General features: G+C 67.2%; 11 protein-coding genes. 10 read left to right on the top strand and 1 reads right to left on the bottom strand.

Annotation, left to right across the window (positions count from 1 at the left end):
* Nucleotides 1-38 precede the first annotated feature (38 nt).
* The 3 genes from NET02_RS04105 to gyrA all read left to right on the top strand — a co-directional run bounded on the left by NET02_RS04105 (nt 39) and on the right by gyrA (nt 4,248).
* On the top strand, nt 39-695 hold the full coding sequence (locus NET02_RS04105; protein ID WP_284056102.1) for a hypothetical protein: 657 nt from the start codon (nt 39-41) through the stop codon (nt 693-695).
* A gap of 2 nt (nt 696-697) precedes the next feature.
* Nucleotides 698-1,648, top strand: a complete 951-nt coding sequence (locus NET02_RS04100; protein WP_284056101.1) for a lysophospholipid acyltransferase family protein — start codon at nt 698-700, stop codon at nt 1,646-1,648.
* A gap of 122 nt (nt 1,649-1,770) precedes the next feature.
* Nucleotides 1,771-4,248: a DNA gyrase subunit A gene (gene gyrA, locus NET02_RS04095; protein ID WP_284056100.1), complete on the top strand. Its 2,478-nt coding sequence runs from the start codon at nt 1,771-1,773 to the stop codon at nt 4,246-4,248.
* Here the strand turns inward: gyrA and NET02_RS04090 are convergent.
* Nucleotides 4,245-5,120, bottom strand: a complete 876-nt coding sequence (locus NET02_RS04090; protein ID WP_284056099.1) for a hypothetical protein — start codon at nt 5,118-5,120, stop codon at nt 4,245-4,247. The two genes, gyrA and NET02_RS04090, sit on opposite strands and share 4 nt — an antisense overlap.
* 216 nt (nt 5,121-5,336) lie before the next feature.
* Here NET02_RS04090 and nadD point away from each other — a divergent pair, with 216 nt between their 5' ends.
* The 7 genes from nadD to NET02_RS04055 all read left to right on the top strand — a co-directional run bounded on the left by nadD (nt 5,337) and on the right by NET02_RS04055 (nt 13,432).
* A complete protein-coding gene (gene nadD / locus NET02_RS04085; protein ID WP_284056098.1) occupies nt 5,337-5,969 on the top strand; it encodes a nicotinate-nucleotide adenylyltransferase in 633 nt (210 codons plus the stop codon).
* 95 nt (nt 5,970-6,064) lie between these two features.
* A complete protein-coding gene (secD, locus tag NET02_RS04080) occupies nt 6,065-7,621 on the top strand; it encodes a protein translocase subunit SecD (protein WP_284056097.1) in 1,557 nt (518 codons plus the stop codon).
* Nucleotides 7,622-7,646: 25 nt separating this feature from the next.
* Complete coding sequence (gene secF / locus NET02_RS04075) at nt 7,647-8,576, top strand: protein translocase subunit SecF (protein WP_347710999.1); 930 nt, start codon at nt 7,647-7,649, stop codon at nt 8,574-8,576.
* 18 nt (nt 8,577-8,594) lie between these two features.
* Nucleotides 8,595-9,956, top strand: a complete 1,362-nt coding sequence (locus tag NET02_RS04070) for an NAD(P)/FAD-dependent oxidoreductase (RefSeq protein WP_284056095.1) — start codon at nt 8,595-8,597, stop codon at nt 9,954-9,956.
* A 269-nt stretch (nt 9,957-10,225) separates the two neighbouring features.
* On the top strand, nt 10,226-11,692 hold the full coding sequence (locus NET02_RS04065; RefSeq protein ID WP_284056094.1) for an NADP-dependent isocitrate dehydrogenase: 1,467 nt from the start codon (nt 10,226-10,228) through the stop codon (nt 11,690-11,692).
* Nucleotides 11,693-11,760: 68 nt separating this feature from the next.
* On the top strand, nt 11,761-12,300 hold the full coding sequence (gene purE, locus NET02_RS04060; protein ID WP_284056264.1) for a 5-(carboxyamino)imidazole ribonucleotide mutase: 540 nt from the start codon (nt 11,761-11,763) through the stop codon (nt 12,298-12,300).
* A gap of 16 nt (nt 12,301-12,316) precedes the next feature.
* Nucleotides 12,317-13,432: a 5-(carboxyamino)imidazole ribonucleotide synthase gene (locus tag NET02_RS04055; RefSeq protein ID WP_284056093.1), complete on the top strand. Its 1,116-nt coding sequence runs from the start codon at nt 12,317-12,319 to the stop codon at nt 13,430-13,432.
* The last annotated feature ends 204 nt before the right edge of the window (nt 13,433-13,636 follow it).

Genomic DNA, 13,636 nt, shown 5'->3' with positions numbered 1-13,636 from the left:
AGGGCTCGCTGCCCCTTTCAGCACCGTGGTACCAGGTGATGGACGAGATCCGGTCGCAAGAGGCGATCCTCCGGCTCAACCTGTCCTATGTCCTGCACGAGCCGTCTACGAGTCCAGCCGTGGGCGCGCTCGCCCGCCAGGTGCTGTCCAACTGGCGCCGTATCAGCGCGGCCACCCGGCGCCTGGGTTCTCTCGACGACCTGGCGTTGCTGACGCGCGTCGTGGTCCGGAACTATCGGAGCTTGTGGGCCGCTCAGGCGCAGCCACCCGACATGCTGCTCACCGTCCGCCTCGGAGCCTGGCCTCTGCTCGAGCGGATAGTCGGCCTTCATCTGGGCGAGCAGCGGTCCCCGGCACAGCTTCACCTCCTCGACGGCCAGCCGGCCAGCCCTGGCTGGGATCTGCCGCTCTTCCGGGCGCCCGCACGGGTCTCGCTGCCGCCAGTGGAACAGTTCGCTGGCCAGCGCGCGTGTTTTGCTACACTCGTATTCCGTCCTGGCTGGCGTACGCTCTTGCTCGATCTGACGCCGCTCGCCGGGGATCCGGCTGAGGAACGAGAGCCTTGGGTCGCGTCACTGGGCACGGCGGCCGAGGCGGCCATCCGCGGCTTCACCGACCAGTGGCTTTGTGCGCATGCGCTCTGGGAGGCTCCGGCAGAGCGGGCATTGCCCGAGTTCGTCGCCGATAGGAGATGAGCATGTGGCTGCTCTGGGCAATGCGGGTGGGTGCGCTGCTCACGCCGATCGTCCCTGCCCGCGCGGGCTACTGGATCTGCCGGGTGATCGGCCTGGTGCTCTACCTGCTCAAGCTGCGCACCCGCCGTGCCGTCCTCGATAACCTGCGTCACGTCGCGCCCCAGCGAAGCTGGCTCTGGCGCCAGCGCCAGGCCGCGCGGGTCTTCATCACCGCCACGATGAACTATTACGATCTGGTTCGCCTGCGCTCGGTCGACCGCGACCGCTTGACCGAGTTGATCGAGGTCCACGGCTGGCCGCACCTGGAGGCCGCGCTGGCTCGCGGCAAGGGCGTCATCGTGCTGTCTGCCCACCTGGGCAACTTCAGCGTGGTCGCGCAATACCCGGCTACACTCGGGCTCCAGGCCGCCGTGATCGCGGAGCAAGTGCAGCCCCCCGAGCTGTTCCGGTACCTGGCCCGGCTCCGCTCGGCCATGGGCATCACCGTGCTGCCACCGGGCGCCGGCTCGGTGCTGCCGATCCTGCGGCTGCTGCGCAAGAACGGCATCTTGCTCGTCGCTGGCGACCGGGATGTCACCGGCCATGCTCGGATCGTGCGGTTCTTCGATGCGCCCGCCTCTCTCCCAGTCGGCCCGGTCGTGCTCGCCCTTCGTACCGGCGCGACGCTGCTCCCCGCCTATACCGTTCGGAGATCGACTCGCAAATCGGTCGTCTTCGTCGAAGCGCCGCTCGAACTGGTTCGGACTGGCGACGAGGAACGCGACCTGGACGAGAACATGAAGCTCGTCGCCCGGGCGCTCGAGCGCATGATCCGCGTCGATCCCGGGCAGTGGTCGGTACTCCAGCGGGTATGGGATCGCCCGCTCGCCGAGGTGGTGCCGCAAGGCGAAGCGATCGGCCAGATCCCACCGGAACTCGCCCAATACCCCGTCGAGGAAGCCACCCGAGGCTGACCACTGGCCACCCCGTGACAGCCCGTCACGGCCGCATTTTCGGCATCGCCAAGCCCAACGTGGTACAATCGACCTGTACGTTCTACCGGCCGGACGTTGAACCGGCAAGGGAGTTGGAAACCGTGGATATCGGCCGAGTCGAACAGGTCAGCATCGACGAAGAGATGCGGCGCTCGTATCTCGACTACGCGATGAGCGTGATCGTCCAGCGAGCGCTGCCCGACGTGCGCGACGGCCTCAAGCCGGTGCAGCGCCGCATCCTCTACGGCATGCACGAGATGGGACTCCGGCCCAACGCCAAGTACCGGAAGAGCGCTGGCATCGTCGGCGAAGTCCTGAAGTCGTATCACCCCCACGGCGATGCCGCCGTCTACGACGCGCTCGTCCGGATGGTGCAGCCGTTCTCTCTCCGTTACCCCCTGATCGACGGGCAGGGCAACTTCGGCTCCGTCGACGGTGACAGCGCGGCAGCCATGCGGTACACCGAGGCCCGGCTCGCGCCCATCGCCGAGGAGATGCTGGCCGACATCGAGAAGCAGACGGTCGACTTCGCTCCCAACTACGATGACAGCGCCCGTGAGCCGGTCGTCCTGCCCGCTCGCCTGCCGAACTTGCTGGTCAACGGAGCCTCCGGCATCGCGGTCGGCATGGCCACCAACATCCCGCCCCACAACCTAGGTGAAGTCTGCGATGCGTTGATCTACCTGATCGACAACCCTGAGGCGACCGTCGAGGAGCTGGCGGAGATCATCCCCGGGCCGGACTTCCCGACCGGCGGCGTGATCCTCGGCCGGGAAGGCGTCCTCGCCGCCTACGCGACCGGGCGAGGCCGGGTGGTCGTCCGTGCCCGCGCGCATATCGAAGAGGCTGCTCGTGGCAACCGCTACTCGATCATCGTTACCGAGTTGCCCTATCAGGTCAACAAGGCCGCGCTGATCGAGAAGATCGCTGAACTGGTCAAAACCGGGCGACTGGAGGGCATCCACGACCTCCGCGACGAATCCGACCGCAACGGCATGCGCATCGTCATCGAGCTGAAGCGCGACGCCCAGCCGCGCACGGTGCTCAACAACCTGTTCAAGCACACCCAGCTCCAGACGACGTTCGGCGTCAACATGCTGGCGCTGGTGGACGGCACGCAGCCACGCCTGCTGACGCTGAAGCGGGCGCTGCAGCTCTACATCGAGCACAGGCAAGAGATCGTGCGCCGGCGCACTGAGCACGACCTCGAACAGGCCCAGCGCCGGGCTCACGTCCTCGAAGGGCTGATGATCGCGCTCGACCACCTCGACGCGGTCATCCAGACGATCCGCGAGTCGAGCTCGGCCGACGAGGCCCGGACGAACCTGATGACTCGCTTCTCGCTGACCGAGATCCAGGCGAACGCGATCCTCGATATGCAGCTCCGCCGGCTGGCCGCGCTCGAACGGCAGAAAATCGAGGACGAGTATCGCGAAATCCAGCGTAAGATCGCTGAGCTGCAAGCGTTGCTCGCCGACCCGGCCAAGATCCTGGGCGTGATCAAGAAGGAACTGGCCGACCTCAAGGAGCGGTATAACGACCCACGCCGTACCGTGATCCAGGACATCAGCGGCGAGATGACCGAGGAGGACCTCATTCCCAAGGTCGACGTCCTGGTCACGATCACCGAGCGCGGCTACATCAAGCGCAACCCGAACGGAGCCTACCGGACGCAGCACCGCGGCGGTCGCGGGGTCAACGGGATCACCGTCCGCGACGAGGATCAGGTGCGCCATGTCGTCCACGCCACCACCCACGACGCCATGCTCTTCTTCACCAACCGAGGGCGGGTCTTCCAGCTCCCGGTGCACGAGATCCCGGACGCCGGCCGGAGCGCGCGGGGTATCCCGGTGGTGAATCTGATCAATGTCCAACCGGACGAGGAGATTACCGTGCTCGTCCCGGTGCGGGACTTCGCTGGCGCCACCTACCTCTTCATGTGCACGCGCCAGGGCCGCGTGAAGCGCACGCGCCTGGAGGAGTTCAGCAGCGTGCGATCCTCCGGCCTGATCGCGATCAGTCTAGAGGACGGCGACGAGTTGTGCTGGGTGCAGCCGACGTCGGGCAAGGACGAGGTGATCCTGGCCACCGCGCGCGGGCAGGCGATCCGGTTCTCCGAGACCGACGTGCGCCCGATGGGACGAGCAGCGGCCGGGGTGATCGGCATCCGGCTGGACGAGGGTGACGAGGTGATCGCGGCCGAGGTGGTACGGCCGGGAGGCGACCTCCTGATCGTCTCGCGGCACGGTGTTGGCAAGCGCACCTCGCTGGACGAGTTTCGCCGGCAGGGTCGCGGCGGCAGCGGGATCATCGCCCTGAAGGTGACACCGCAGACCGGGCCGGTCGCAGCGGCCCGGGTCGTCGGAGCGCAGGGAACCATCGTCCTAATGAGCTGCCGGGGCAAGGTCATTCTGATTCGATCCGACCAGGTGCCGCGCCTCGGGCGGAGCGCCCGCGGGGTCAGCCTGATGCGCTTGCAGGACGGCGACGAGGTGGCCTCGCTGACCGTGGTCGAGTCTTCGGCCGAGCAGCATCTCCAACCGAGCGAGATCGCGGACGAGGACCCCGCGGCGGGTTAGGGCTGCTCCGGCGGCTCGGCCCGTCGATGACCGGGGGCGCTCGGCCTCCGCGTGCTTGTCCCGAGACGTGCGGCTCGCCGAGGGGGATTCGCTTCGATCGGCCCTTCGACAGCCAGCATCAAGACGCCCGCCAGCGAGATCAGCAGGTGCACGAGTGGAACCGGCGAGGGCCGGCTGAAGAGTGAGGCCAGCCCGCCGGTGACGATCCCGACCAGCCCGAGGTAGAGCAGCAGGCCAGCGAGCGCAAGCCAGCCGCGCGCCTTGCCGGGCAGCGCCCAACCCAGCGTGGTGATCGTCCCCGCCGCCAGGTACATGCCCCCGAGCGCAACCAGCAACGAGCGTGGGTCGCCCTGCCGCGCGCTCGGTAACAGGACGGCCGCTTGCAGAGCCGCGGGGAGCAGGACATAGGCCCGTAAGGCAGTGTCGCCGCGCGCGAGCCGCCGGCCGAGCAGGAGCAGCCCGATAATGGCCGCGCACAGCGCCAGCGCAGTCTCGAAGTAGAGCGACGCCTCCACGCCTGTGAGTGCGCGGTCTTGCGTCGCCACGTACGCGTTGACCGTGGCCAGCGGCGTGATCAGTCCGAGCGTCCAGGCGTCGGCCAGCCAGGTGGCCCGCCAGCGAGCCGGCAGCGCCCAGCGGCTCGCCAACCCGCCCACGACCAGCGCGACCAGCAGAGCTGTCAAGGCGAACGCCAGCGGCCCACGCGCATACGCCACCGCCGCTGCCGTACAGGTTATGCCCGCCAGCCAGCGACCGGCGGCCATACCGAGTCCCTCGCCGAGGCCAGCCGCCGAGAGCCGCGGCCTCGACCGGCGACGCCGCTCTGCGGCCTCGATCAGCGCTCGCCGCGGTGGCTCCCAGCGCTCCCCCACGCCGCTCCACACCTCATGAAGCCAGGTACTCCCCAGACCGCTCGCCATCGCCTCGCAAGCTCACCATGCGCCGCACCCACCGTCAACCCGCGAAAACGAGAGCGAACCGGCAACACGTAGTACGATTCGTTCACCCTGTCGGAGGGCTCGATGCACCGAGCAGGTTACCAGGACGTGAAGCGGCGTCACCTAGGCTAGGAAAGGAGCAGAGCGCGCGTGGCCCGTCTCGGCATCTTCGGCGGCACCTTCGACCCTATCCATCTTGGTCATTTGCTCATCGCCGAGGAGTTCCGCGAACAGCTCCAGCTCGACCGCGTGCTCTTTCTCCCCGCCGGGCAGCCGCCGCACAAGATCGGCCGGCCAATTAGCCCGGTGCAGCACCGCCTGGCCATGCTCCATCTGGCGATCGGGGGCGAGCCGGCCTTCGGCATCTCATACGTGGACGTGCAGCGTCCCGGGCCATGCTACACGGCCGACAGCCTGGCCATCCTGCGATCCCAGTATCCTGGCGACGAGCTCTTCTTCCTGATGGGCGAAGATTCGCTGGCCGATCTCCCGAACTGGCACGACCCGAACCGGATCGCGGCCCAGGCCATCCTGGCCGTAGCGCTCCGGCCGGGTGTCACTATCGATCTCGACAGGGTGATCGCCGCAGTGCCGACCGCGCGTGACCGGATCCAGCTTGTCCGCGCGCCGCTCATCCAGATCGCCGCGAGCGACATCCGCCGGCGCGTCGCCGAGGGGCGAAGTATCCGCTACCATGTCCCGCGCGAGGTCGAAGACTACATCTACGCGAACCAGTTATACGTGCAGGCGGTGACCCCCTCGACGACCGCGCCCGGTGCCTAGCCGGAGCGCCTGTGTATAATCGCGGCTGGCCTGAGGGCGGATGCGGACGTGACGCTCCGAAACCGCGAGCTCGGTGAGACGAAAGCGAAGTTGCTGTGCGGATCAAGCCCTGGCAGACGCTGATTGCCATCCTCCTGCTGACGCTGGCTGCGGTCTGGGTCGATCTCCCCGGGCAAACGCTCGATCCCTTCGGCTGGAAGTCGGGGATTACGGTGCAGCAAGGGCTCGACCTCCAGGGAGGCATCCAGATCGTCCTCGAGGCCCGGCCACCGGCTGGTGTCGAGGTAACCCAGGACGTGCTCCAGGGCACCCGGGACACGATCGAGCGCCGCGTCAACGGGTTGGGGGTAAGCGAGCCGGTCATCCAGACCCGCGGGAGCAATCAGATCCTGGTCGAGCTGCCCGGCTATCGCGACCCTGAGCAGGCAGTGCGCGTGCTCCAGCGCACCGCGCTGCTGGAGATCATCGACACGAACGGCCAGTACCTGGCGCCGGGCACCATCGTGAACACCACAGCCGGCCCCGCCAGCGACGTTCTCGGCAACGAGCCAACGCCGACCGCAGAGCCGGCGGCGACGCCCCAGGCAACGGCTAGCCCCGCGACGGCAACAGCGACACCGTCACCCGGGGCAACTCCGGGTGTGGAGTCGACGCCAGCGGCCGGCGAGCCGGCGGGGACGACGGCCAGCCCGACCCCCGAGGCAGGGGCGACGCCCACGCCGGACGCCACATCGGAAGCCGAGGGCCCCGTCTACGAGACGATTATCACCGGCGCTGATCTGCAAGATGCCTACCCGACGACTGACCAGTTCGGCACGCTGGTGGTCGGTTTCGAGCTGAAAGGGGAAGCCACCCGCAAGTTCTGCGACTACACCAGCAGCCATGTCGGGTTCCCGATGTCGATCGTGGTCGACAAGCAAGTGATCAGTTCCCCACAGATCGAGAGCGCGATCTGCGAAGGGCGCGGGATTATCTCTGGGCTGAACGCGCAGGAAGTCAACGAGCTGGTGCTCCAGCTCAAGTCCGGCGCGCTGGCCGTGCCGCTGGAGGTCGTGCAGAGCCGCACGGTCGGCCCGACGCTCGGGCAGGACTCGATCGACAAGAGCATCGTGGCCGGCCTGGTGGGACTGGGCCTGGTGGCGCTGTTCATGATCCTCTATTACCGCTTGCCGGGGATCATCTCGGTGATCGCGCTCTTGATGTACACCTCGTTCGTGTTCGCCCTCTTCAAGCTCATCCCGGTAGTCCTGACGCTGCCGGGCATCGCCGGCTTCATCCTGTCGATCGGCATGGCGGTCGACGCGAACGTCCTGATCTTCGCGCGCTTGAAAGAAGAGCTGCGCCGCGGGCGGACGATCGCCCGCGCGATCGAGGAGGGCTTCGAACACGCCTGGCCCTCGATCCGCGATTCGAACATCTCGACGATGATCACCTGCGCGATCCTGTTCTGGTTCGGCCGGTACGTGGGTGCCACGATTATCCAGGGGTTCGCGTTGACGCTCTTCATCGGCGTGGCGGTGAGCATGTTCACGGCCATCGTCGTCAGCCGCAACCTGCTGCGGGTGTTGCTGACGAGCGGGCTCTTCCACAACCTGTGGTGGTTCGGCCTGGAACGGCGGCCGGCGGAGCCAGCGCCGGCACCGGGTGACTAGCGACTGGGAGACACGGCTCGTCGATATGCTCGATCTGGTCGGCAAGCGCTACTACTGGTTCCTGCTCTCGCTCCTCGTAATCGTCCCGGGGCTCGTCTCGTTGATGCTGCACGGCCTCGACCTGAGCATCGACTTCACTGGTGGCACGCTCTGGGAGCTCCAGATGTCGCGCCCGGTGCAGCCCGGCGAAGTGCGGGATGTGCTCGCTGCCCGCGGCTACCCCGACTCCATCGTTCAGACCTCGCAGGACAACGTCGTCCTCATTCGGATGAAGGAGCTCAAGGAGGGCTCACCGGAGAAGGCCGAGCTGGCTGCTGCGCTTCGCGAGCGCTTCGGTGACTTCACCGAGCTGCGTATCGAGTCGGTCGGCCCCACGCTCGGCACGGCCATCCGCAACCGCGCGGTGATCGCCGTGGCATTGGCGTCTCTCGGTATCCTGGCCTACATCGCCTGGGCGTTCCGGAATACCAACAACCCATTCCTCTACGGCATCGCGGCGATCATCGCCATGCTCCACGACGTCGCCGTCGTTGTGGGCAGCTTTTCGATCCTCGGCTGGCTGCGCGGCGTTGAGGTGGACGCGCTCTTCGTGACGGCGCTGCTGACCATCATCGGCTTCTCCGTCCACGACACGATCGTCGTCTTCGACCGCATTCGGGAGAACCTAGCGCGGCGGGCCGCGCCGACGTTCGAGGAGATCGTGAACTACAGCGTAGTGCAGACACTCGTCCGCTCGCTCAACACGTCGCTCACTGTCGTCTTCACGCTGCTCGCGCTCTTCCTGTTCGGCGGCGAGACGATCCGCTACTTCGTCCTCGCGCTCCTGATCGGAGTCATCAGTGGCACGTACTCATCGATCTTCAACGCCAGCCAGATTCTGGTCGTCTGGGAGAACCGGGAGCTTCACCGCTTTCTGGCCCGTCTCCGGGGCCAGCGGCAACGCGTCCCCGCATAGACTGTCGGGGGTGACGCCATGACGACGCAGTTGCGTATCGGCGTCATCGGCGGGGGCATCGCCGGGCTCACCGCGGCATACCGCCTCCTGCAGCAGGGACATCAGGTAACGCTCTGGGAGCAGAACCGCCAGCTCGGCGGACAGGCGGCAGCCTTTCCGGTCGCCGGGACAGCGCTCGAGTACTTCTATCACCACCTGTTCATGAGTGACCGGGACATCGTGGCGCTGATCGAGGAGCTGGGCATCGGCGATCGGCTCCTCTGGCTCCCCTCGAAAGTCGGCTTCTATGCTCAGGGGCGGATCTATCCGCTGGCCAGCGCGCTCGATGTGCTGAGGCTCGGAGTGATCCCCCTCCATGACCGCCTCCGGCTGGGCCTGGTGACGTTCTACCTCCAGCACGTCAGGGATTGGCGCAAGTTCGAGGAGGTCACCGCGGCCGAATGGCTGCGGCGGGCACTCGGCCGGCGCGCCTTCGAGCGCGTCTGGGGCCCCCAGCTCCGCGCCAAGTTCGGGCCGCGGGCCGGCGAGGTCTCGATGGCCTGGTTCTGGAACAAGATCTACCTGCGCACGCAGTCGCGGGAATCGCTCTTTAAGCCGGAGCGGCTCGGCTATATCGAGGGCAGCTTCAATGTGCTGATCGACCGGCTGGCCGAGGCGATCCGGGAGATGGGCGGCGAGATCCGGGCTGGCGTCGGCACGGCCGCGATCTGGCGAGACGACGACGAGTGGGTGGTGCGTGACACCGAAGGGGTCGAGACCTGGCACGACGCGATCGTGGCGACGATCCCATCGCCACTGTTCGCCCGGCTCTTCCCCGGCCTCCCCGAGGACTACAAGGCTAAGCTCACCGGCACTGTCTACCAGGCCGCGGTCACGCTGCTGCTCCAGTCGCGGCACCCGCTCAGCGACATCTACTGGCTGAACATCGGCGACCCGGAGGTTCCCTTCACCGGGATCATCGAGCACACGAACTTCATCGGGCCGGAGCACTACCAGGGCTGGCATTTCATCTACGTCAGCAAGTATGTAGAGCAGAGCCACCCGTACCTGGGAATGAGCGACGAGCATGTCTTCCAGGAGTCGATCCCGCACCTGCGCAAGATCAACCCGAACTTCTCCGCCGAGTGGGTCGAGCGCTACTGGGTGTTCCGCGAGCGGGCGGCGCAACCGATCATTACAGTGCGCTACTCGGCCCGCATCCCGGAGCACCGGACACCCTTGCCCGGGGTCTATCTGGCTAATACCGCGCAGATCTATCCCGAGGATCGCGGAACCAACTACAGCGTGCGCATCGGTAACCGCGTCGCCGAGCTAGTGCGCGAGGACATCCAGCTCGGTCGGCTCCCGCTGGCTGCGACCAAGGCCGCCGCCCGCGATTGAGGGGTCTCCTTAACGGCGCTCGTCCGTGCAGCTCTGGGCGTCAGAACGGATCGTGGATACCACCGCGACAACACACGCTTATCCCTCGCCCACTGGTGATCGAGCCGTCCCGGGCAAGCGCTCCATCGCACGAGATTGTCATTCGGCCAACCGCGGAGGGAAGCGCTGGCAGCCAAGTCCAGGGTTGACGCGGCCGGGCTGATCGCGTAAGGTCGGTTGGTCATACGACCGGTCGAGCGTTCAGCGAGCAATGCGCCGGAGTGAGAAGCATGAAGTACAGCGTGACGCCTGAGGGGAAAAAGCTGGTCACGTTGATCCCCGGTGACGGGATCGGGCCAGAGGTCGTCGAGTCGGCTCGCCGGATCGTCGAAGCGACCGGCGTGCCGATCGAATGGGACGTGCGGCGTGCCGGAGCCAGCGTTTTTAAGGAAGGCATCGCCAGCGGCGTGCCGGACGATACGATCGAGTCGATCTTGCGATCGCGGGTCGTGCTCAAGGGGCCGCTCGAGACACCGGTGGGATACGGCGAGAAGAGCGCGAACGTCACGCTCCGCAAGCTCTTCGAGGCATTCGCCAATGTCCGGCCGGTGCGGGAATTGCCCGCCATCCCCACTCCGTACCGGGGCCGAGGGGTCGACCTCGTCATCGTGCGCGAGAACATCGAAGACCTCTACGCCGCGATCGAATACCGGGAAACGCCGGGAGTCTGGAACGCGACGAAGCTGATCTCCCAGAAAGGGAGCGAAAAAGTCATTCGCTTCGCCTTTGAGCTCGCGCGCGCGGAGGGACGCAAGACTGTCCACGGCGCGACCAAGTCCAATATCCTCAAGCTCACCGAGGGCAGCTTCAAGCGCATCTTCGAAGAGGTGGCGCGCGACTACCCCGACATCGAGGCGCAGCACATCATCATCGACAACTGCGCCCACCAGCTCGTCAAGCAGCCGGAGCAGTTCGACGTCATCGTGACGACCAATATGAACGGCGACATCATCAGCGACCTCGCCTCCGGGCTGGTCGGGGGACTCGGCTTCGCACCGTCGGCCAACCTCGGCCACGGCATCGCGATCTTCGAGCCGGTGCACGGCTCGGCGCCCAAGTACGCCGGCAAGAACGTGATCAACCCGACCGCGATGATCCTCACCGCGGTGATGATGCTGCGCTACCTCGACGAGTTCGATGCCGCCGAGGCGATCGAGCAGGCCGTCATCGTCACGCTGGAAGAGGGAAAGGCGCTCACGCGCGACGTCGTGGGGGACGAGCGCGCTGCGAGCACGACCGAGTTCACCGACGCCATCATCGCCAACCTGGGACGGCGCTCCAGCACCTGGCAGTCGCGCACGTACCGCCCGATCCAGATGCCGCCGCTGAAGCCGGAGCCCGACACCGTAAAGGTATCCTCGCGTGGGGTCGCTGGGGTCGACGTCTATATCGAGGCTGCCGAGATGCCGGAGACCCTCGGCCCCGCGCTCGAGCAGCTCGCCAACGGCACGCCGCTGCGGCTGCACCTGATCTCCAACCGGGGACTGCAGGTCTACCCGCCGACCGGGGCTACGACGGACTACGTCGACCACTGGCGCTGCCGGTTCCTGGCACGCTCGGCTGGCAACGGCGTGACCGACGCCCAGATCTTCCAGCTCGTATCGCTGATCGGCGAGCGCTATCCCTGGTTCCGGATCCAGCGCCTGCTCGCGTTCGACGGAGAGCTTGGCTTCAGCAAGGCACAAGGCGAGGACTGAGGCGGGCAGGCCAGGCAGCGTCTCGTACCCGGCGATGGTTCCAGCTAGGAAGGATGAGTCGCCCAGCGATGCAGGGCCAGCCCTCACGCCTTCACGATGGTGAGCAGGTACCCGATCGCCCCCTCGTGGGCGTGATCATGGGCTCTCGCTCCGACTGGGAGACGTTGTCCCACGCCGCTGCCACGCTCGAGCAGCTCGGCATCCCGCACGAGGTGCGAGTCGTCTCGGCACACCGGACGCCGGACTTGCTCTTCGAGTACGCCAGATCCGCCGAGGCGCGCGGCCTGGAGGTGATCATCGCCGGAGCCGGCGGCGCCGCTCATCTACCGGGGATGACCGCGTCCAAGACGGTGCTGCCGGTGCTGGGCGTGCCAGTGCAGTCGCACGCGCTGAACGGGCTTGACTCGCTCCTCTCGATCGTCCAGATGCCGGCCGGCGTGCCGGTGGGCACGCTGGCGATCGGGCGAGCCGGTGCCATCAACGCCGCGCTCCTGGCCGCCGCGATCCTCGGCATGAAGTACCCAGCGATTCGCGAGGCGCTGCGCCGCTACCGGGAGGCACAGACCCGGGCCGTGCTCGAGCATCCGGATCCGCGGGAGAGATCCTAGACACGAGGAGGGTCGGGTGAGGATCGGCATCCTCGGCGGTGGACAGCTCGGCCGCATGCTAGCGCTGGCCGGCTACCCGCTGGGGCTCCGCTTCCGCTTCCTCGACCCGGCACCCGATGCCCCAGCCGGCCAAGTCGGCGAGCTGGTGGTGGGCGCGTACGACGATCCCGAAGCACTCGGCTCGCTCGTCGAGAGCGTGGATCTGGTCACGTACGAGTTCGAGAACGTGCCGGCCGGTGCAGTCGAGTGGCTCACCGGCCGGGTGCCTGCCTATCCCCCGCCGCGAGCGCTCGAGACTGCGCAAGATCGGCTCTCCGAGAAGCGCCTGTTCGAGGCCTGCGGCATCCCGGTGCCAGCCTACGCGCCGGTGAGCAGCGAGGACGAGCTCGAGCATGCCCTGGCGTCGATCGGCCTGCCTGCGCTCTTGAAGACGCGCCGGCTGGGCTACGACGGCAAGGGACAGGCGCGCATCATGGACGGCTCGATGGCCTCGGCGGCCTGGCGGCAGCTCGGCGGGGTACCCTGCCTTCTCGAGCGGCTCGTGCCGTTCGACCGGGAGGTCTCGGTACTCGCAGCGCGGAGCCGTGACGGCTCGACGATCGTCTATCCCATCGTCGAGAACGAGCATCGGGAGGGGATCCTCTTCTGCTCGCGCGCCCCAGCCAGGATCGAGAGACGCTACCTCCAGGAGATGGCCGAAGCCTACGCGTGCCGGGTGCTCGACGCGCTCGACTACGTCGGGATGCTGGCCATCGAGTTCTTCGTCGTGGGCGACCAGCTCCTGGCCAACGAGATGGCACCGCGCGTGCACAACTCTGGCCACTGGACGATCGAGGGCGCCGAGACTAGCCAGTTCGAGCAGCACCTTCGGGCTATCCTCGGGCTACCGCTGGGTGAGGTCAATCTCCGAGGCTACGCCGGCATGGTGAATCTGCTGGGCAGCCTCCCGCCGCTCGAGGCGCTGCTGCGCGTCCCCGGCGCGCACGTCCACATCTACGGCAAGGCACCCCGCCCGCGCCGCAAGCTGGGCCACGTGACCGTCCTGGCCGCCAGCGCCGAGGAGCGCGAGCGCCGGCTGGCCCAGCTCTTCGAAGTGATCGAGCGCGCGGGCGAGCCGGCCCCCCGAGCGTAGCTGGGAGCAGCCAGCGATCGCTACCGGCGGGCATCCCTCCTGGCCAGATCCGCCCGCCACGGCTGGTCTGGCGCCGATCTCAGACGGGCATAGACTGCGAGCTAGAGCGTCTGGCCGCTCCCCCTGAGGCATCTGTAGCTGATCTCAGACGGGCCGAGACGCTTCCGCGCGCGAACACGCCGCCGATCTCACGGCCCGCGGCGG

Source organism: Thermalbibacter longus (genome assembly GCF_023806485.1).
Classification (GTDB): domain Bacteria; phylum Chloroflexota; class Chloroflexia; order Thermomicrobiales; family Thermomicrobiaceae; genus Thermalbibacter; species Thermalbibacter longus.
This window is presented reverse-complemented; position numbering and strand designations above follow the sequence as displayed.